At 39.9% G+C, this 17399-nt stretch carries 18 protein-coding genes, 2 tRNA genes and 1 other RNA gene; 15 read left to right on the forward strand and 6 right to left on the reverse strand.

All coding sequences use genetic code 11. The annotated features are described in order from the left end of the window. Positions 1-109 precede the first annotated feature (109 nt). The 3 genes from BN988_RS16435 (at position 110) to proC (ending at position 2591) form a co-directional block, all read left to right on the forward strand. Positions 110-709: a GNAT family N-acetyltransferase gene (locus tag BN988_RS16435; RefSeq protein ID WP_036578141.1), complete on the forward strand. Its 600-nt coding sequence runs from the start codon at positions 110-112 to the stop codon at positions 707-709. Between the two features lie 460 nt (positions 710-1169). After that, a tRNA-Ser gene (locus BN988_RS16440) sits at positions 1170-1262 on the forward strand. A gap of 513 nt (positions 1263-1775) precedes the next feature. Then, a complete protein-coding gene (gene proC / locus BN988_RS16445; protein WP_036578142.1) occupies positions 1776-2591 on the forward strand; it encodes a pyrroline-5-carboxylate reductase in 816 nt (271 codons plus the stop codon). Positions 2592-2785: 194 nt separating this feature from the next. Here the strand turns inward: proC and BN988_RS16450 are convergent, their stop codons facing one another. Together BN988_RS16450 and BN988_RS16455 are read right to left on the reverse strand one after the other, a co-directional pair. Next, complete coding sequence (locus tag BN988_RS16450) at positions 2786-3469, reverse strand: deoxynucleoside kinase (RefSeq protein WP_036578143.1); 684 nt, start codon at positions 3467-3469, stop codon at positions 2786-2788. A gap of 36 nt (positions 3470-3505) precedes the next feature. Further along, positions 3506-4150, reverse strand: coding sequence for a deoxynucleoside kinase (locus BN988_RS16455; protein WP_036578145.1), 645 nt, complete (start codon positions 4148-4150; stop codon positions 3506-3508). Positions 4151-4365: 215 nt separating this feature from the next. Here BN988_RS16455 and BN988_RS16460 point away from each other — a divergent pair. Further along, positions 4366-4438: transfer RNA gene (locus tag BN988_RS16460), tRNA-Arg, on the forward strand. A 244-nt stretch (positions 4439-4682) separates the two neighbouring features. Further along, positions 4683-5450: a PAS domain S-box protein gene (locus tag BN988_RS16465; RefSeq protein ID WP_036578147.1), complete on the forward strand. Its 768-nt coding sequence runs from the start codon at positions 4683-4685 to the stop codon at positions 5448-5450. A 192-nt stretch (positions 5451-5642) separates the two neighbouring features. Here BN988_RS16465 and BN988_RS16470 read toward each other — a convergent pair whose 3' ends face one another. After that, on the reverse strand, positions 5643-5834 hold the full coding sequence (locus tag BN988_RS16470; RefSeq protein WP_036578327.1) for a DUF6366 family protein: 192 nt from the start codon (positions 5832-5834) through the stop codon (positions 5643-5645). 311 nt (positions 5835-6145) lie between these two features. On the opposite strand from BN988_RS16470, the gene BN988_RS16475 reads away from it, so the two are divergent. The 3 genes from BN988_RS16475 (at position 6146) to BN988_RS16485 (ending at position 10000) form a co-directional block, all read left to right on the forward strand. Further along, positions 6146-7375, forward strand: coding sequence for a dicarboxylate/amino acid:cation symporter (locus BN988_RS16475; protein WP_036578149.1), 1230 nt, complete (start codon positions 6146-6148; stop codon positions 7373-7375). Between the two features lie 236 nt (positions 7376-7611). Beyond that, complete coding sequence (gene acsA / locus BN988_RS16480) at positions 7612-9327, forward strand: acetate--CoA ligase (protein WP_036578151.1); 1716 nt, start codon at positions 7612-7614, stop codon at positions 9325-9327. Positions 9328-9484: 157 nt separating this feature from the next. Continuing rightward, a complete protein-coding gene (locus tag BN988_RS16485; protein ID WP_036578153.1) occupies positions 9485-10000 on the forward strand; it encodes a type 1 glutamine amidotransferase domain-containing protein in 516 nt (171 codons plus the stop codon). A gap of 188 nt (positions 10001-10188) precedes the next feature. Here the strand turns inward: BN988_RS16485 and BN988_RS16490 are convergent, their stop codons facing one another. Together BN988_RS16490 and BN988_RS16495 are read right to left on the reverse strand one after the other, a co-directional pair. Then, on the reverse strand, positions 10189-11478 hold the full coding sequence (locus BN988_RS16490) for a glycosyl hydrolase family 18 protein (protein ID WP_036578154.1): 1290 nt from the start codon (positions 11476-11478) through the stop codon (positions 10189-10191). Between the two features lie 64 nt (positions 11479-11542). After that, positions 11543-12076: an isochorismatase family cysteine hydrolase gene (locus tag BN988_RS16495; protein ID WP_036578155.1), complete on the reverse strand. Its 534-nt coding sequence runs from the start codon at positions 12074-12076 to the stop codon at positions 11543-11545. Between the two features lie 76 nt (positions 12077-12152). Here BN988_RS16495 and tadA point away from each other — a divergent pair, with 76 nt between their 5' ends. Both tadA and ffs read left to right on the forward strand, forming a co-directional pair. Next, positions 12153-12638, forward strand: coding sequence for a tRNA adenosine(34) deaminase TadA (gene tadA, locus BN988_RS16500; RefSeq protein ID WP_036578156.1), 486 nt, complete (start codon positions 12153-12155; stop codon positions 12636-12638). Between the two features lie 82 nt (positions 12639-12720). Continuing rightward, an RNA gene (gene ffs, locus BN988_RS18750) (signal recognition particle sRNA large type) lies at positions 12721-12986 on the forward strand. 51 nt (positions 12987-13037) lie between these two features. On the opposite strand, the gene BN988_RS16505 is transcribed toward ffs, so the two are convergent. Beyond that, positions 13038-13604 (reverse strand): beta-class carbonic anhydrase, encoded by a 567-nt coding sequence (locus BN988_RS16505; RefSeq protein ID WP_036578157.1) that lies wholly within the window; start codon positions 13602-13604, stop codon positions 13038-13040. Between the two features lie 288 nt (positions 13605-13892). On the opposite strand from BN988_RS16505, the gene dnaX reads away from it, so the two are divergent. The 5 genes from dnaX (at position 13893) to BN988_RS19000 (ending at position 17286) form a co-directional block, all read left to right on the forward strand. Then, a complete protein-coding gene (gene dnaX / locus BN988_RS16510; RefSeq protein ID WP_036578158.1) occupies positions 13893-15590 on the forward strand; it encodes a DNA polymerase III subunit gamma/tau in 1698 nt (565 codons plus the stop codon). A 55-nt stretch (positions 15591-15645) separates the two neighbouring features. After that, a complete protein-coding gene (locus BN988_RS16515; RefSeq protein ID WP_036578159.1) occupies positions 15646-15966 on the forward strand; it encodes a YbaB/EbfC family nucleoid-associated protein in 321 nt (106 codons plus the stop codon). Between the two features lie 118 nt (positions 15967-16084). Further along, positions 16085-16681: a recombination mediator RecR gene (recR, locus tag BN988_RS16520; RefSeq protein ID WP_036578160.1), complete on the forward strand. Its 597-nt coding sequence runs from the start codon at positions 16085-16087 to the stop codon at positions 16679-16681. A gap of 16 nt (positions 16682-16697) precedes the next feature. Continuing rightward, on the forward strand, positions 16698-16913 hold the full coding sequence (locus tag BN988_RS16525; RefSeq protein ID WP_036578162.1) for a YaaL family protein: 216 nt from the start codon (positions 16698-16700) through the stop codon (positions 16911-16913). 211 nt (positions 16914-17124) lie between these two features. After that, positions 17125-17286 carry a hypothetical protein gene (locus BN988_RS19000; protein ID WP_155988327.1) on the forward strand — a complete coding sequence of 54 codons (162 nt, stop codon included), beginning with the start codon at positions 17125-17127 and terminating at the stop codon, positions 17284-17286. Positions 17287-17399 lie beyond the last annotated feature (113 nt).

Consider the following 17399-nt stretch of genomic DNA (forward strand, 5'->3'; position numbering starts at 1 on the left):
CAATAAAATAAAAAGTAGCATTCTTTTTCAGAAGGAATGCTACTTTTTATTTACTTTCCAAATATTTCATATATAATGAGTTTAATTTTAAAAAATAGAGGTGGTTTTAGTGGAGGTTGAAGATATATTCGGGAACCTACCAACATTAGAAACAGAACGTTTACTATTAAGAAAAGTGACGTTACATGATTTGGAAGATATTTATCATTATGGTTCAAATGAAGAAGTTTCTAGATACGTAACATGGGACACACATCATACACTATCAGATACGAAAGAATATGTTGATTTTGTACTGAATCGATACGAGAATAAACGTGTTGCACCTTGGGGTATTGAGTATAAAGGAAATGGTAAATTAATAGGGACAATCGATTTTGTTTCGTGGCAAACCGGACATCGTACAGCGGAGATAGGTTATGTGATCTCCTCCGATTATTGGGGAAAAGGGATTGCTACAGAAGTGGCGAATGAAGTGATTAAATTTGGGTTTCAACAGATGGATTTAGTTCGTATTCAGGCAAAGTGTTTTGAGAAAAACATAGGTTCAGCACGAGTTATGGAAAAAGTAGGGATGTCTTATGAAGGTACGATTAGAAAGGGAATGGTAGTAAAAGGAGAACATCAAGATTTAAAGCTACACTCTATATTAAAAGAAGAGTTCTTTTCTAATCAACATCTAAAACTAGAAAGTGGAATTAAATTATAAGCAGCTTGTAGTTAGCAAGGTACAGGTAGTAATAAGAATTGAGGTAAACATGCATAACCGTTTAAGGTTTTCTTTGTATCAATTAGTCTGTCTGTTATTTTAATTGTGAATATCATGAGGTTACGAACTAAGATTTTTTTGTCCATTCTACCTGCAATTATTTCTGTATTAGTTCTGGGATTTCTGGGAAGCCTGTTATATATATAATTAGGATTATATTTCGAACCAATAGAATGTAACTTCATTTAATGGGGGACGCCTACATTCCCTAGTTAAAACGTACTGGAAGTGGATTCTCTACGTAGAATGCTTCATCACACACACTTTCTTGAAGTAGGAGTCCCCCTGCCAGTTAGGCTAATAAATTCCAAACTTCTCGGTCATTCTTCAATCTTAAATTTTTTGTAGAAAAATAATTGACATCTTTTTTTGAGCATGATATATTATATTCTGTTGCCACGGAGGTATACCCAAGTCTGGCTGAAGGGATCGGTCTTGAAAACCGACAGGCGGGTCAAACCGCGCGGGGGTTCGAATCCCTCTACCTCCTCCATTAATATAATTAGCGCATAAAATTTGGAGATAAAAAAAACCGTTACCTAGTAGCGGTTTTTTTCTTTACACGTTAGGAAAGTATAAAATTTCAGCAAGGAAGTAAAGTCGACGCAATTGAAATTCTGAGGTTCCAAGTATAAGAAAAACGTACGTATTCGCTAAAGGGCGAGCAATTGCGAGTTTTCTAATATTATATCTTGACTTTTTTGCTTTGAAGACATATAGTAATAAAAATTAATAATAAGACATTGATCAGACTAGTAGTATATAAGCGCCTGAAAGAGATTGGAATTCACCGGCTGAAAAATTCCATTGGGGACAGCGTATATGAACCTGCCTGAGAGTAGTTAGTAAAAAGCTAACCGCAGTGGAACTGTGTTGACAACAAAAGCTGGGCATAAATATGCCAATTTAGGTGGTACCGCGGAAACTCATTCCGTCCTGAGATGATTCAGGATGGCGTGAGTTTTTTTAGTTAATTTTTGCTTAATATATAAAGGAGGAATAGAAAATGAAGAAGATTGCCTTTATCGGAGCAGGTTCTATGGCAGAATCCATTATTTCTGGCATTGTACAGGCAAATGTATTGGAAAACGATGATATTATCGTAACGAATAAGAGTAATAAAGAACGAGTAGAACGTCTTGAGGAAAAGTATCTCATTACAAGCATGCAAGATAAAGCGGATGTTGTGAGGGATGCTGATGTTGTAGTTCTAGCAACAAAGCCTTACGATCTAGAGGCAGCAGTAAACTCTATTAAGGAACATATCAAGCAAGATCAGTTGCTTGTTTCTGTGATTGCCGGAATCTCCACAGACTATATTGCCTCCCTTACTGGTCAAGACATCCCAGTCATTCGCGCCATGCCAAATACCTCTGCTTCAATTGGATACTCTGCAACAGCCATTTCGGCGGGTGCATTTGCGAAAGAAGCACATATTGTAACGGCAAAGGAGCTGTTTGACACAATTGGTACGACCATTATTGTGGAAGAAGAGGATATGCATATTGTGACAGGCATTTCTGGAAGCGGCCCTGCCTATATTTACTATTTGGTAGAAGCAATGGAAAAGGCCGCTATCGACTCTGGGCTTGATCAGGAAATAGCAAAGGCTTTAATTACTCAAACTGTACGTGGAGCAGGTGAAATGTTGAAGCAGTCAGGTGATTCTGCAGAAGTATTACGAGAGAAAATCACTAGTCCAGCAGGAACAACACAGGCAGGGATCGAAGCATTAAAAGAGAATGATTTTGACCGGATTGTAAGGAGCTGTGTCGAGAGTGCAAGAGATCGTTCGATAGAGCTTGGTAAAAAGAATGGCTAATGAGCAATAAACGATTAGGGGGGAAGGCTGAATGGGGAAAAAGAGTAAAGGATTTAACAAGCAATTTTTCTTTTGGGCTATACTCGCTATTGTTTTGGTTTCCATCTGGATTTTTATTTAACTGTATAAAACACCCTACTGTGAAGAAGCCAGGATGGCACTTTTTACAGTAGGGTGTTTTTAATATTTTGGTTTTATTTCATCAGTTCTCTGGACTTCCAGCGTCTGGATTGCTGGATAAAATGACCAACTTTTTCAAGGATAGGCTCAATGGAATCTTCTTTTTTCATTAGATCATAATCTGAGATATTAATGCGTAAAATTGGGCAGGCATTAAAGTTATCAATCCAATTGGTGTAACGGTTGTACATCTCTTCCCAATAAGAATTAGGTGTGCTTTTTTCCATTTCTCTACCACGTTCTTGGATTCGACCAACCACCTCATCAAATGAGCCCTCAAGGTAAATAAGTAAATCAGGGTGTGGGAAATAAGGTGTCATGACCATTGCTTCAAAGAGATTTGTATACGTTTCATAGTCCGTTTTTGACATCGTTCCATTTTCGTAATGCATTTTAGCAAATATACCAGTATCCTCATAGATAGAACGATCCTGAATAAAGCCACCACCGTATTCAAATATTTTCTTCTGCTCTTTGAAGCGCTCAGCTAGGAAATAGACTTGTAAATGGAAACTCCAACGCTCAAAGTCTGCATAGAAATTTTCCAAATATGGATTTGTGTCCACTTTTTCAAAGGATGTTTTAAACTGTAATGTATTCGCCAAGGCCTTTGTCATCGTCGATTTCCCGACACCAACTGTACCGGCAATCGTTATAATGCTGTCATTTGGTATAAGGTATTTTTCTCTTAAATTCATCGGTAGTTCCCCTTTTTTCTTATTTACGCTGTTCACCTATCGTCTCATTGCACGGAAGCTTTGCAGTTGTTTATCGACCTGCTCTATAATCCCATCCAAATCATGCTGATGCTTTACAAAATCAATTTTGTCTCCATCAATCCGAATCACAGGGATATCTGGATGGAGTATTTCAAATTCATTCATATAGTCTTCATAGTCCTGTGCAAGCTGTGCAAGATAGGATGCTTTGATGTTCTGTTCAATATCCCGTCCACGCATCTGGATACGTTCGAGAATGGTATCCAAACTCGCATGCAAATATATCATCATGTTAGGGACAGGCATATCGCGAGTTAAAATATGATATATTTGTTCATATTTCTCAAACTTATCTGGCTGTAAAGTACGCTTTGCAAAGATCATGTTTTTCGATATATGATAATCCGCTACAGCGGCTTTGTCCTGGTTTAAAAACTTTTTCTCGATATCCTCGAGCTGTTTAAATCGATTGCATAAAAAAAACATCTCTGTTTGAAAGCTCCACTCGTCAATATCATCATAGAATTTACCGAGAAAAGGGTTTTCCTCAACAATTTCCTTTAATAAGTGAAAGTCATAGTGAACAGAAAGTTTTTTAGCTAGGGATGTCTTTCCAATCCCGATTGGTCCTTCTATTGCGATAAAAGGAACTCCTGACATGGCTATTCCTCCAATCCATATTCCATTGAACAAGATGTATTATATTTTACCACACAACGGTTGACCACACCATGTGAAAAAAATGTTATGCTTTTCAAATTGCCCTCCATTTTGTATAATGATTTGTACCGTGTAAAACTTAGTGCCCGTTTTAAGGAACGCCGACTAAGAACGCCCCGTCATGGGGAAACATCGGCATGACCTGGGTCTACCGGGCCCTCGTAGCTCAGGGGATAGAGCATCGGTTTCCTAAACCGTGTGTCGCAGGTTCGAATCCTGCCGGGGGCATTACTAGTTTAATGGATATCTAGCACCCTCTTTCCGTATTTAATGGAAAGGGGGTTTTTTTGTGTTTTCTAAACCGAATTAAGCAATTTAAGCATAGAGAGCCTCGTGCTTAGGAATTTAATATGATTCTATTAATTCAGCTGCTCTCTAATAATGTCATTAGTAAATATACTCTGATATAATGGACAGATTCGTTATAGTAACTTGGCTAAATTTAAAAGCAGTTGTTTTGGGAGGGAATATCATGCATAACAAAATATCAAAAATCGACTATCTTGAGGTGATAGAGTACTCTTTGGATCCTCTTATCATCCATACTGATTATCAAATTATGTACATAAATCGAGCGGCAGAAGAACTTTTCGGTGCCACTAAAAATGAGATTATCGGGTCTAGTCCGTTAGACATATTCAAAGAGACTTCAAAGGACTCGATTAGAAATAGAATACAATCTGCCTATGGGCGCCCGGCAGATGTTATTGAGGAAACTGTTTATAGAATTGACGGAACGACAGTAGAGGTTGAACTATATTGTCACCCTATAGTAGTCGAGGGTAAAAGGGCTATACAAACTTATGTAAGAGACATAACAGAGCGAAAAAAAGCTGATCAGAGGCAAATAGAAATGACGGCACAAGTAAATGAATTATCTGCAACCCTTGTTCCATTACTCAATGGATTAGCAATTCTCCCATTAGCAGGCAGTTTTGATGACCAAAGAGCAAGACAGCTTGTAGATATTGTGCCATCAAAAGTTCAAGCTCAAAATATAAGTTCTTTAATTATTGATTTCTCTGGTATCTATAATCTTGATAATGTGGTGGCAGATCAACTTTTTAAAATAAACAAGGTACTATCCCTGCTTGGCGTGCAAACCATTATCACAGGGCTACGACCTGAGTTAGCCATGGTAGCAACAAATCTTAATCTAAATTTGGCCTCTATTCCAGTAATGACCACAGTAAAGGATGCACTTTCATACTTGGGTATAGAGTTTAAGAATAATAATTAATTCTCTTTGAAGAGAAATTAATTCATAAAGATATTCCTACTTAGAACACTAATTTGGTTGGATCTCCATTCCTTGCTCTCTATGAGTATTTAAAAATGGAGATTTCATTTTGTTTTGGACAGGTATGTTTATCTTCTTTTCTTTTAAAAGCACGTAATAGAACATCTCTTTTAACATAAGATAATGAAGGTATTAAATAACAAATATCGATACGACGAAAAAGCCAATTATCATCAGGATGATGAGGAGTAAAGTCCCCTTCCAGCCTAGAGCACCAACTAAATCTGAAAGAACACTTCCATGAATACTGCTAGAAGGTCTCTTTAACTCTTCCTGTCTCATTCTTTCTCTTCTTCTTTCAGGAGTTTCCTTATCATCACTCATTCCCATCACCCCCCCTTTATTATCTAATAATTCTAACATATATAGGTGCCTTCTTTGCATAAAGTTATTCCGAGTATTTTAATTCTCCAATTCGTTACATTTACGTTACGAAATATGGGGTTATATTACCATTTTCGATTGAATAAAATTATGGTAAAATAACATATACTGGTAGTCTATGCTTTATACAATAGGTTCAATCCGCACATGTATTCCAAATCTATTTTTATCATTTCTAGCAATCTCCCACACAGACCTAAACATTCCAAGTTATACAACAAAAGAATAAAACATAGAAAGGAATTAAGGCTATGAGTCTAACAAAAAAAATTATTATTGCGCTTATTCTCGGGGTTATTACGGGAATTGGTCTAAGCTTTGCACCATCATCTCTATATGGTCCACTAGATACTTACTTATTAGGCCCTGTAGGTCAAATATTTTTAAACTTAATTATGATGATTGTCGTTCCCATTGTATTTGTGTCCATTGTACTAGGTACTGCTGGTCTTGGTGATCCGGCAAAGTTAGGAAAAATTGGTGTACAGACAATTCTTTTCTATATGGTTACAACAGCTATCGCCTTAATTATTGGACTTGGTATCGCCTATATTCTGGAGCCGGGAAAAGCTGGGACGTTCGATACGAGTAATGTAGAGTACGAGTCTCAGGAAGCACCGCCAATTATGGATACATTAGTTAACATTATCCCTCAGAACCCAATAGAAGCGATGACCTCAGGGAATATGCTGCAGATTATCGCATTTGCTATCTTCATCGGGGTGGCACTTGCAGTATTGGGTGAGAAAACAATTGGAATTTATCGTCTGTTTGAACAGGCTAACGATCTATTAATCTTTCTGGTTAATGCGATTATGAAACTAGCTCCATATGGGGCGTTTGCTCTTATCGCTTCTGCCATAGGAGATGCAGGACTGAATGCTCTTGGGCCAATGGTCATGTATATGGTCGCTGTTATTCTCGCGCTCATTCTGCATGGCGCAATTACCTACAGTCTTGCTATTTGGGGAATTGGAAAGGGGAGTCCGTTGAAATTTTATAAAGGATTTTTCCCTGCGATGTCTCTCGGTTTTAGTACATCCAGCTCCAGTGCAACCCTACCTGTTGCCATGAAGACTGCTCAGGAAAACTTAGGTGTTAGAAAATCTGTCAGTAGCTTTGTCCAGCCATTAGGCGCAACGATAAACATGGATGGTACGGCGATTATGCAGGCAGTAGCTACAGTGTTTATCGCACAGGTTTACGCAACATCGCTTGGTGTAAGTGATATTGTAATGATCATCTTAACAGCAACACTGGCAAGCATCGGTACAGCTGGTGTTCCGGGCGTTGGGCTTGTCATGTTAGCGATGGTTTTAAACCAAGTCAACCTTCCTGTAGAAGGGATTGCTCTCATAATTGGAGTTGATCGTCTACTTGATATGTTACGGACATCGCTTAATATTACAGGTGACGCAGCGTGTGCCTACATTATTTCCGAGAATGAACGAAGAAAAGAAGAAAAGGCTAATCTTACCTGACGAAAGAGTATCTATCGCATTCGCGATAGGTGCTTTTTTTACAGGCAGTGCTGCTATATTAACTTGCTTATACACAAGTTTCTCCTTCTTCTGGACTAATTCTCGTATTCTTATATCTAATCACTTTAAAATTTTTTCCATATAGTCTAAAATAGGATTAGTTACCTAAATCTTTAAATAATTCGGATCGTTAAAATGCAATCGTTTACAAAAAAACAGAATGCTGAGGTGATTGGATGGATATGCAGAAAGTACCGTCAAGAGAAGGGGATCACAATTTAAAAGATTACAAGCAGGTGAAAGAAAATTTTTCTTGGGATAAGGTAAAAGAGAACTTTTCTTGGAATGAAACGGGTAAGATCAATGCAGCTTATGAAGCCATTGATCGCCATGCGGAGAACCCAGAAAAGAAAAACAAGACAGCCCTTTTATATTCTGCTCCGGGCAGGGAGGAGAAGTTAACCTTTCAAGATTTACGTAATCAAAGTAACCGTTTTGCTAATGTCCTGAAAAAACATGATATTAATAAAGGAGACCGCGTCTTTCTCTTTATGCCGCGTAGTCCTGAATTTTATGCCGCTTTCTTCGGTATTTTGAAAGTTGGTGCAATAGCAGGGCCTTTATTCGAAGCATTTATGGAGCAAGCTGTTCGGGATAGACTACAAGATAGTGAAGCGAGGGTATTGATTACAACGCCTGATTTATTGGAACGTGTTCCACAGGATGATTTACCGAGCTTGGAAAAAATTGTGCTTGTAGGCAATGGTCTAGAAAGCTCTTCTGTATTTGTTGATTACGAAGCAGAAATGAAGCAAGCATCTGACGAATTTTCAATTGAGTGGGTAGATTTAGAGGATGGCATGCTATTGCATTACACCTCCGGATCAACTGGTAAGCCAAAAGGGGTCTACCATGTGCATAATGCCATGATTCAACATTACGCTACGGCAGAATGGGTGCTTGATCTGAAGCAGGATGATATATACTGGTGTACGGCTGACCCTGGTTGGGTTACAGGCACAAGCTATGGCATCTTTGCACCATGGCTACATGGCGTTACCAATGTTATTAGGGGAGGGAGATTTTCCCCAGAGGATTGGTATGGAACAATTCAAAATCATGAAGTGAGTGTCTGGTATACTGCCCCAACAGCTCTGCGCATGCTTGTGAGTGCAGGAGCAGAGGTAGCCAATAAGTTTGCTTTATCCTCGCTGCGTCATATTTTAAGTGTGGGTGAACCGCTAAACCCTGAAGTTGTTACATGGGGGCTCAAGGCATTTGACCTGCGGATTCACGACACATGGTGGATGACAGAGACGGGTGCCATGTTGATTGCCAATATTCCATCAGAGGAAATCCGACCAGGGTCGATGGGGAAACCTGTACCAGGAATTGAAGCTTCCATTGTCGATAACGAAGGGAATGAGCTCCCACCAAAACAAATGGGCAACCTTGCGATTAAACAAGGATGGCCATCTATGATGCGGGCAATTTGGAATAACCAAAGCAAGTATGAAAGCTATTTTATAAATGGGTGGTATGTTTCCGGGGATAGTGCGTATAAGGATGAGGACGGCTATTTCTGGTTCCAAGGTCGCTTGGATGATGTTATTAATACCTCGGGTGAACGCGTTGGACCATTCGAAGTAGAAAGCAAGCTCATTGAACATGAGGCGATTGCGGAAGCAGGCGTAATAGGGAAACCAGATCCTGAACGTGGAGAGATAATTAAAGCCTTTATCACGTTGAACAATGGCTATACGGAGTCGGAAGAATTGCTTGAAGACATTCGTAAATTTGTAAAAAATGGGCTAAGTGCCCATGCTGCACCAAGAGAAATAGAAGTGAAGGATGCTATCCCTAAAACAAGAAGCGGTAAAATTATGCGTAGACTTCTGAAGTCTTGGGAGCTGGGACTTCCAACAGGGGACACATCAACCCTAGAAGAATAATACATTAGATCGCTTTTAATAGATATCTTCACAGAATAGGCCACGGAGCAACAATGTTTCGTGGTTTTTCGAATTTTTTAGTAGGACTAGAATGTTTTATTTTCTCCAGAGTGGGAACAACTATTTATGTAATACTACTAAAAGGAGCGGATAATTCATGGGTAAAAAAATCGCAACAGTGCTTACAAACATGTTTGAGGATGTAGAATATACAGATCCAGCTAAAGCATTTAAAGATGCTGGACATGAAGTGGTTACCATCGAAAAAGAAAAAGGCGCAAAAGTAACAGGAAAGAATAATAAAGAAAGCTTAAGCGTTGATTATGGTATTGATGATGTAAACCCAAGTGATTTCGATGCGTTATTCATTCCAGGTGGTTTTTCACCAGACCAATTACGTGCAGATGATCGCTTTGTGAAGTTTGCGAAGCATTTTATGGATGAAAAGAAACCAGTATTTGCAATCTGCCATGGTCCGCAGTTGCTTATTACAGCGAAGACTTTAGAGGGACGTAAAGCGACAGGCTTTAAATCCATTCAAGTTGATATGGAATATGCTGGCGCAACAGTAGTTGATGAAGAAGTAGTAGTTTGCCAAAATCAGCTTGTAACAAGCCGTCAGCCTGATGATATCCCGGCATTTAACCGTGAATCCCTAAATCTTTTAAAATAAGGTAATGGGATATTAGAAGCGACGTACTAATTTAGCGTTACAGAAAAGACGCTGAATTGGGTTTAAAAACTTCTAAATATAAGGAAAAGCCGAATGAGGCATTCGATATCTATCCAAAATTCGAATGACCATTCGGCTTTTTAATGTAAAAAAGTCTTTGCTTAGTTGGCACATTTTCATTACTATACCTAAACGAGCTTTTCTACTTCGAATTGGTCGTTTAGTAACAACCAATTTTGCGGGAATGCTAGCCCTAGTTTCCAATATGCGATTCCTCGTAGGTTTAGTTCTTTAATTAAGTTGAATTTTGCTTGAATGGATCGAGCGTCCTCAAACCACACCTCATGCTGATTCCCCTCGCCGTCGGTGTATATGAAAAATGGAGCCTGGGAACCCGGATCAAATTGAATCTCAGCATTATTTTCCCGTGCGATGGTTATAGCTTGTTGCGGGCTTACTGCGCGAGCTGCTTCTCCCCCTTCTTCATAAGGAAGTGTCCAGTCATATCCATATAAATTTTGACCAAGCATAATTTTTTCAGAGGGCATTTCAGTTAGGGCATATTCTACCACACGTCTTACTTCGTTGAGTGGTGAAACTGCTAGTGGAGGGCCGTAGCTGTATCCCCATTCATAAGTCATGAGCACAACAAAATCAGCAATTTCTCCATGGGCAGCGTAATCATGGGCTTCATACCATTGCCCTGACTGAGTTCCACTAGTTTTGGGAGCAAGAGCCGTAGATAGCATTAAGCCAGCCTGGGAAAAGCGCTCCTTTGCCTTTCTTAAAAAGGCGTTATATGCCTCCCTGTCATCTGCTCGGAGAAATTCAAAATCAAAATGAATATCCGTATAGCCGCCTTCTTCAGCAACATTCAAAACACTATCTAGTAGGGTGTTTTGCACTGCTTGCACAGTTAAAATAATATGACCAAGCTCCGCGCTGAATGATCCCTCTTCTAGGTTGGTTAAAACAAGCATGAGTGCGGTATTATTTTCCTCCGCAATCGCTGCTAACCCATTAACTGGTGGGGGTGTTAGCGTCCCATCTCGATTCACGTTATAACTAAAAATAGAAAGGTATGTTAGATATGGAGAATTTCTAGTTGCGGCATTTATTAATGTCTGTGAAACCGTGTCACCCATTGGCTCAATGTATGCAGCGGATTGAATGGATCTTCGAGGTTGCTGGGGGATGTACAGTCGATACCCCACAGGGAGAATGTTTCCAATTGGGAATTGGTTAATTCGTGCTAGCTCCTCTGGTGACATATTGAATTGCTGTGCGATCGAGTACAAGCTGTCACCTTGCTGTACAAAATAAAATCGACCTATAATAGGAATGACTAATGCCTGACCTACTACAAGGCTATCTGGGGCGTGTAATTCATTCGCTTGTGAAATTGCAGTTACAGAAGTACTATATGTATTTGCTATTTCATATAAAGTCTGCCCTTGTTCGACCACGTGAATTTGCATAAAAAATCCCTCCTTCATAGATGTCCTACTTACAAATTATGAAGGAAGGGTTCGTTTTATGTCATTAGAAAGTATCAATATCTGCTTTCATAACAGACTCCATGAGGTACAGAGCATAGTCGTTTGTTTGTTTACTCTCTGAGGCCATGCAATTTTTGGGTATTTTTAACTCGAATTTATACATATAGGCATCTTTAGCTGTAAACAAAATACAAATGTCACCAGCAATACCGGAAATAATTAACTTGGTTTTCCCGAGCTCTGTTAAAAGCGATTGAAGAGGGGTTTGGAAAAAGGCCGAATGCTGTGGTTTAATAAGAAAATAGTCGTCATCATCTGGACCAATCGCATCAATCACCTCTTGGCTTTTCTCATTCTTACAGTAGTCTGTTACTTTTTTAAAGTCAGCCTGCCATAAGCCATAGTGATCATTTATATAAATAAGAGGCAATTCATGATCTTTCGCATATTGACGAAGCCTTTTCATGTTCGGTAGAATTTCTTTAGTATTGGCGAGTAAGTCATCTCCACCATCAAAATCAAAATGATTTATAATATCTACAAACAATACAGCAGTATCGTTTTGTGGCGTTTCCATGCTAGCAGCTCCTTTTTAACGTCATATTCTATTTATTACCTATTTGAACTAATTCAAACTTAAGAAGGTGTCATGTATGAAGATGGACGATCATTTTATGGAACAGGCAATTATACAAGCGAAAAAAGCAGGTGCGAAAAAAGAAGTTCCGATCGGCGCTGTGATTGTTTTTCGAGATGAAGTCATTGGCACTGGTTATAATGAACGGGAGGCTTCCCAAACTACGCTATCGCATGCAGAATTATTTGCGATTGAGGAAGCGAATAAAAAGATAGGGAGCTGGCGCCTGGAGGACTGCACACTCTATGTCACATTAGAACCATGTCCGATGTGTGCTGGGGCAATTGTGCAATCAAGAATAAAGCGAGTGGTATATGGGGCGCCAGATCCAAAGGCTGGATGTGCTGGAACCCTTATGAATTTATTAGATGAAAAACGATTTAACCACCAAGTCGAGGTGACAGGTGGTATTTTGGAAGAGGAATGTGGCTCCCTTTTACGTGATTTCTTTCGTGATTTACGGAGGCAAAGGAAAACTGGGGATGGGTTGTTGCCCGATTAAAACCGCCTCCAGCTTTTATTCCCATATTTTTGTATGGGACAATCATTGCATTCTACTAAAAAAGTCGTTATAATAGTTAATGTCGTGCTAAGCGGGGAGGTAGCGGTGCCCTGTACTCGCAATCCGCTATAGCGAGGCCGAATTCCCACCCAAGGTTTGGCGACTTTATGGCCTGCCCTAAGGGAGTGGTGTTGACGTCCAGGTCCTGCGCAACAGAGACCCATGAATTCTGTCAGGTCCGGAAGGAAGCAGCAGTAAGTGGTTATCTCCGTGTGCCGCGGGGAAGCCTGGACCGAGCCATGAACTTAGGTAACGCATAGGGCCGTCAAATCGACGGTGGGTGCACGGCATACATATAAAGAAAGCCTTCAGTCCATTAAGGGCTGAAGGCTTTTCTTTTTATTTAGTTGCATATCCATCGACGACAAGATCAAGCTTTCCTGTATCTGGATTGATCACAAGTCCGTGTACGGGTACATCAGTTGGTAGCAGTGGATGGTTATGTACAGTGGAAACACTGTGTTTAACACTGTCCTCTACATTATCAAACCCTTGTAGGAATTGTTCAAAGTCAATACCGGAAAACGCAAGTGTGTCCAGTTTCTCTTCTGTCACACCACGCTCTTTCATTTTCTTTAGTGTATCGTCTACTTTAATCCCGGACATCCCGCAATCATGGTGTCCTACTACACATATTTCGTCAATGCCAAGTTCATAAACGCCAACTAAAATACTCCGCATAATACTGCCGAAAGGGTGGGAGACAAGCGCGCCTGCTGTTTTTAAGATTTTCACATCCCCATTCCCAACATTCATTGCCTTTGGTAAGAGTTCGACTAATCGTGTATCCATACATGACAAGATTAGTAAGCGTTTATTGGGAACCTTGCCTTTCTGGTATGCTTCATATTCCTTTTTTTCTACAAATTCTTCATTATAGGATAAGATATCATTTAATAGACTCATATCAATTCTCCTTCATACTTGTTTCTTATTTATTATAAAGGAAAATAGCAAGCAGGCAAAACAGAATAGATTTTATAGAAAGAATTTACGTATGCACTAATCTTTTTTTTCCTAATATTTGGTTGCAGAAGACCTTCAATCATGCAGATACCGGAAGGCTTGAGGCTAGAGAGTATAAACTTTTGTCTTGCACACATTATTTTTGTTAAAACTGTAACAAGCTACGGTTCACATTCACCCTGTAAATAGAGTATAATTAGAAAGAGATCATAGAGGGGATTTTGTATTATGAGCTATCAGGCATTATATCGCGTTTGGCGTCCTAGAAAATTTCAGGACGTAGTCGGACAAACACATATTACACGTACATTGCAAAATGCGATTGTCCAGGAGAAGTTTTCGCATGCTTATGTATTCTCGGGCCCACGTGGAACGGGGAAAACGAGTGCTGCAAAAATTTTCGCCAAAACGATAAACTGTGAACAGGCGCCCGCAAAGGAACCTTGTAATGAATGTGCGGCATGCCGCGGAATTCAGGATGGGTCGATTTCGGATGTAATTGAAATTGACGCGGCCTCCAACACAAGTGTGGAGGATATTCGTGACATACGGGATAAGGTGAAGTACGCTTCCAGCTCTGTTCCCTATAAAGTATATATTATTGATGAAGTGCATATGATCTCTACGAATGCTTTTAATGCCTTATTGAAAACATTGGAAGAACCACCAAAGCACGTTGTCTTTATTCTTGCGACAACAGAGCCACATAAGATTCCATTAACGATTCTCTCAAGGTGCCAACGGTTCGACTTTAAGCCAATTTCCAATGCAGCGATTGTAGAGCGTATGCAGTCGATTATCGATGCAGAAGGTATTTCGGTTTCTCAGGAAGCAATGGAAACAGTGGCACTTGCAGCAGAAGGCGGAATGCGTGATGCGCTAAGTATACTAGATCAGGCAATATCCTATAGTGAAGAAAAGGTTGAACTGGAGGATGTCCTCGCAGTTACTGGCGGTGTTTCGCAACAGATTTTAACGGATATGGTACAATCCATGCACGAAAAAAACGTCCAACATGCATTAAAACAATTGGATGAATTGATAAGTCGTGGAAAAGATCCAGGTCGTTTTGTCTATGACATGATTTACTTCTTGCGTGATCTCCTGTTATTTAAGAGTGCTCCATCGCTTGAGGGGTTACTGGAGAGGGCAAGAACAGATGAAAGCTTCACTTCTTTGGCAGAAGCTGTGTCGATCCAATGGGTACAACAGGCAATCATGGAACTAAATCAATGCCAGCAAGAGATGAAGTGGACGAACAGCCCCAAGGTGTTTATTGAAATAGCCGTCTTGTCTCTTACAAACGGACAACAGCAAACTGATGCAGCACCGGTAGCGGAAAGAAACGAGGATTCCGATGCCGTCATGAAACTGACCAGTAAGCTATCAGCGCTAGAAAAAGAAGTAGCTGCATTAAAACAAAACCCACAAGCAGCTGTGCAAACTGCCGCTCCAAGAGAGCAGCGCAGACCACAGACAAGGGCAACGAAAAACAGCTATAAAATTCCGAATGAGCGCATTCGTGACGTGTTAAAGCAGGCAGAAAAAGCCGCATTGAAAAATGTGCACGGCCAGTGGGCAAACTTTCTATCAAAGCTTAAGTCATCAAATGCTCCTGCACATGCTACTATACAGGATAGTAAGCCTGTAGCAGCATCAGATCAGGCGATAATTGTGGCATTTAAGTATGAAATTCACTGTTCCTTATTTCTTGATAACCGGGAGACGGTCGAATCAGTTCTTGCAAGTGTACTGAACAAGCAGCTGACTATTATCCCTATTCCCGAATTGAATTGGTCGGAAATTAGAACAGATTATATAAATAACCAGGAAAAAAGCAACGAATCTGAGGAACAACAGGTTGATCCACTGGTGGAAGAGGCACGAAAGCTTGTTGGTGATGATCTGATTGAAATACATGATTAGCTTTACTAAAGTTTGGTAAAATAATGCTAAGTTTAATTTAAAGGAGGCGTTTTCCATGAAAGGTATGGGAAATATGGGCGGAATGATGAAACAAATGCAAAAAATGCAGAAAAAAATGATGCAGGCACAGGATGAACTCCATGAAATGACGTTTGAAGCATCAGCAGGTGGGGGAATGGTTACTGTTACTGCAAACGGTAAAAAAGAAATTACGGATGTACAGATTAAGGAAGAAGTTGTAGATCCAGATGATATTGATATGCTACAAGATCTCATCCTTGCAGCAACAAACGATGTAATTAAGCAAATTGAAGATAAAACGAATGACACGATGGGGCAATTCACCAAAGGGTTGAATATGCCAGGAATGTTCTAGTTTCACATCAGCGCTGCCACCTGTGAAGCGGGGAGGCAGCATGCTGGGTTTAATAGCAAGTGGGTGGATAGCAATGTTAGTCTAGGCCCTTGCTTGTGTCGCTTCTAGGAGGAAAATGATGTACTATCCAGAACCAATATCTAAACTTATTGACAGTTTTACAAAATTGCCGGGGATTGGACCTAAGACTGCTGTCCGACTGGCATTTTTTGTTTTGAATATGAAAGAGGACGACGTAATGGACTTTGCCAAGGCTCTCGTAAATGCCAAGCGTGAACTAACGCATTGTTCTGTGTGTGGGCATATTACGGATCAAGATCCGTGCTCCATCTGTCAGGATACATCAAGGGACGCGTCCATCATCTGTGTAGTTCAAGATCCTAAAGATGTGATAGCAATGGAAAAGATGAAGGAGTTCCACGGTAAATACCATGTCCTTCATGGAGCTATTTCTCCAATGGACGGAATTGGCCCAGAGGATATTAACGTACCAGATTTAATTAATCGCCTTAAAGACGAAGAAGTAAAAGAACTGATTCTCGCCACTAACCCAAATATCGAGGGAGAGGCAACGGCGATGTATATCTCCCGTCTAGTAAAGCCATCAGGGGTACGAACAACTCGTATCGCGCACGGTCTTCCAGTCGGTGGGGATTTGGAATATGCAGATGAAGTAACACTATCAAAAGCGTTGGAAGGTAGAAGAGATTTGTAGGGATTAGGTGGGACACATGGCCAAAAAAATTAAAAAAAGCGATATGGATGAGCAATTATTAGATTCAATATTCAAATTGGAAAACGAATGGAAGCACATCTCTTCTTTGCTAGAACAAAGCATCGAACGACCGGTACACGCGGTAAGTAGAGAAGCACTTGCTCAAGCGAATTATTTATTTTTACTCCGTGAGGCAAGGCATCGTAAAGTAAGTGCCATGAGTTTCCGCTAACCACAGAGAATTTCTGAGAGCAAAATTTTCTTTACATTTCTATTCCGAAAAGGCAAGGGAACCTATTGTGTTCCCTTGTCTTTTTTTGGTTCTAAAATATTTGTTGGAGTGAGGATAATCTTCTGAATATAAATAAAAAGCACGCAAGCTCCTTATTTGTTACACTGGGTGCAGCAGTTCAAACAACCAAACAAAAAGGAGAAACATGTAATTGAATTCTACCGTTAAATTACCAGGATTTGAAGGGTTTACGGTTCAGCATACAGAAGAAATAGATGGAGTTTATCGCTTATTTGTGGTGAAAGAAATAGTTCGAGCAGCCTGTATAGCTCTTTCCCCCATTTGTTCCTCTACTTCCTTAGACTCAAGATAGCTATTTATGGCTGTATCTTTGTTTGTAAAGAGATTTTTCTCATTCTACAAAACCTTTCTATAACCTAGTTGATTTATTGCTCTATATACATTAAAGTGCATGCTTTTATAGAT

Origin of the sequence: Oceanobacillus picturae, assembly GCF_000612865.1 — a bacterium.
GTDB classification, from domain to species: Bacteria; Bacillota; Bacilli; order Bacillales; family Amphibacillaceae; genus Oceanobacillus_B; species Oceanobacillus_B jordanicus.

Excerpts from the sequence above, each read along its gene's own strand:
- BN988_RS16485 (WP_036578153.1), top strand. The coding sequence starts at position 9,485 with ATGGGTAAAAAAATCGCAACAGTGCTTACAAACATGTTTGAGGATGTA.
- BN988_RS16465 (WP_036578147.1), top strand. The coding sequence starts at position 4,683 with ATGCATAACAAAATATCAAAAATCGACTATCTTGAGGTGATAGAGTAC.
- BN988_RS16495 (WP_036578155.1), bottom strand. The coding sequence starts at position 12,076 with ATGGAAACGCCACAAAACGATACTGCTGTATTGTTTGTAGATATTATA.
- proC (WP_036578142.1), top strand. The coding sequence starts at position 1,776 with ATGAAGAAGATTGCCTTTATCGGAGCAGGTTCTATGGCAGAATCCATT.
- BN988_RS16515 (WP_036578159.1), top strand. The coding sequence starts at position 15,646 with ATGAAAGGTATGGGAAATATGGGCGGAATGATGAAACAAATGCAAAAA.
- dnaX (WP_036578158.1), top strand. The coding sequence starts at position 13,893 with ATGAGCTATCAGGCATTATATCGCGTTTGGCGTCCTAGAAAATTTCAG.
- recR (WP_036578160.1), top strand. The coding sequence starts at position 16,085 with ATGTACTATCCAGAACCAATATCTAAACTTATTGACAGTTTTACAAAA.
- BN988_RS16455 (WP_036578145.1), bottom strand. The coding sequence starts at position 4,150 with ATGTCAGGAGTTCCTTTTATCGCAATAGAAGGACCAATCGGGATTGGA.
- BN988_RS16470 (WP_036578327.1), bottom strand. The coding sequence starts at position 5,834 with ATGAGTGATGATAAGGAAACTCCTGAAAGAAGAAGAGAAAGAATGAGA.
- tadA (WP_036578156.1), top strand. The coding sequence starts at position 12,153 with ATGAAGATGGACGATCATTTTATGGAACAGGCAATTATACAAGCGAAA.
- BN988_RS16475 (WP_036578149.1), top strand. The coding sequence starts at position 6,146 with ATGAGTCTAACAAAAAAAATTATTATTGCGCTTATTCTCGGGGTTATT.
- BN988_RS16505 (WP_036578157.1), bottom strand. The coding sequence starts at position 13,604 with ATGAGTCTATTAAATGATATCTTATCCTATAATGAAGAATTTGTAGAA.
- BN988_RS16525 (WP_036578162.1), top strand. The coding sequence starts at position 16,698 with ATGGCCAAAAAAATTAAAAAAAGCGATATGGATGAGCAATTATTAGAT.
- acsA (WP_036578151.1), top strand. The coding sequence starts at position 7,612 with ATGGATATGCAGAAAGTACCGTCAAGAGAAGGGGATCACAATTTAAAA.
- BN988_RS16450 (WP_036578143.1), bottom strand. The coding sequence starts at position 3,469 with ATGAATTTAAGAGAAAAATACCTTATACCAAATGACAGCATTATAACG.
- BN988_RS16490 (WP_036578154.1), bottom strand. The coding sequence starts at position 11,478 with ATGCAAATTCACGTGGTCGAACAAGGGCAGACTTTATATGAAATAGCA.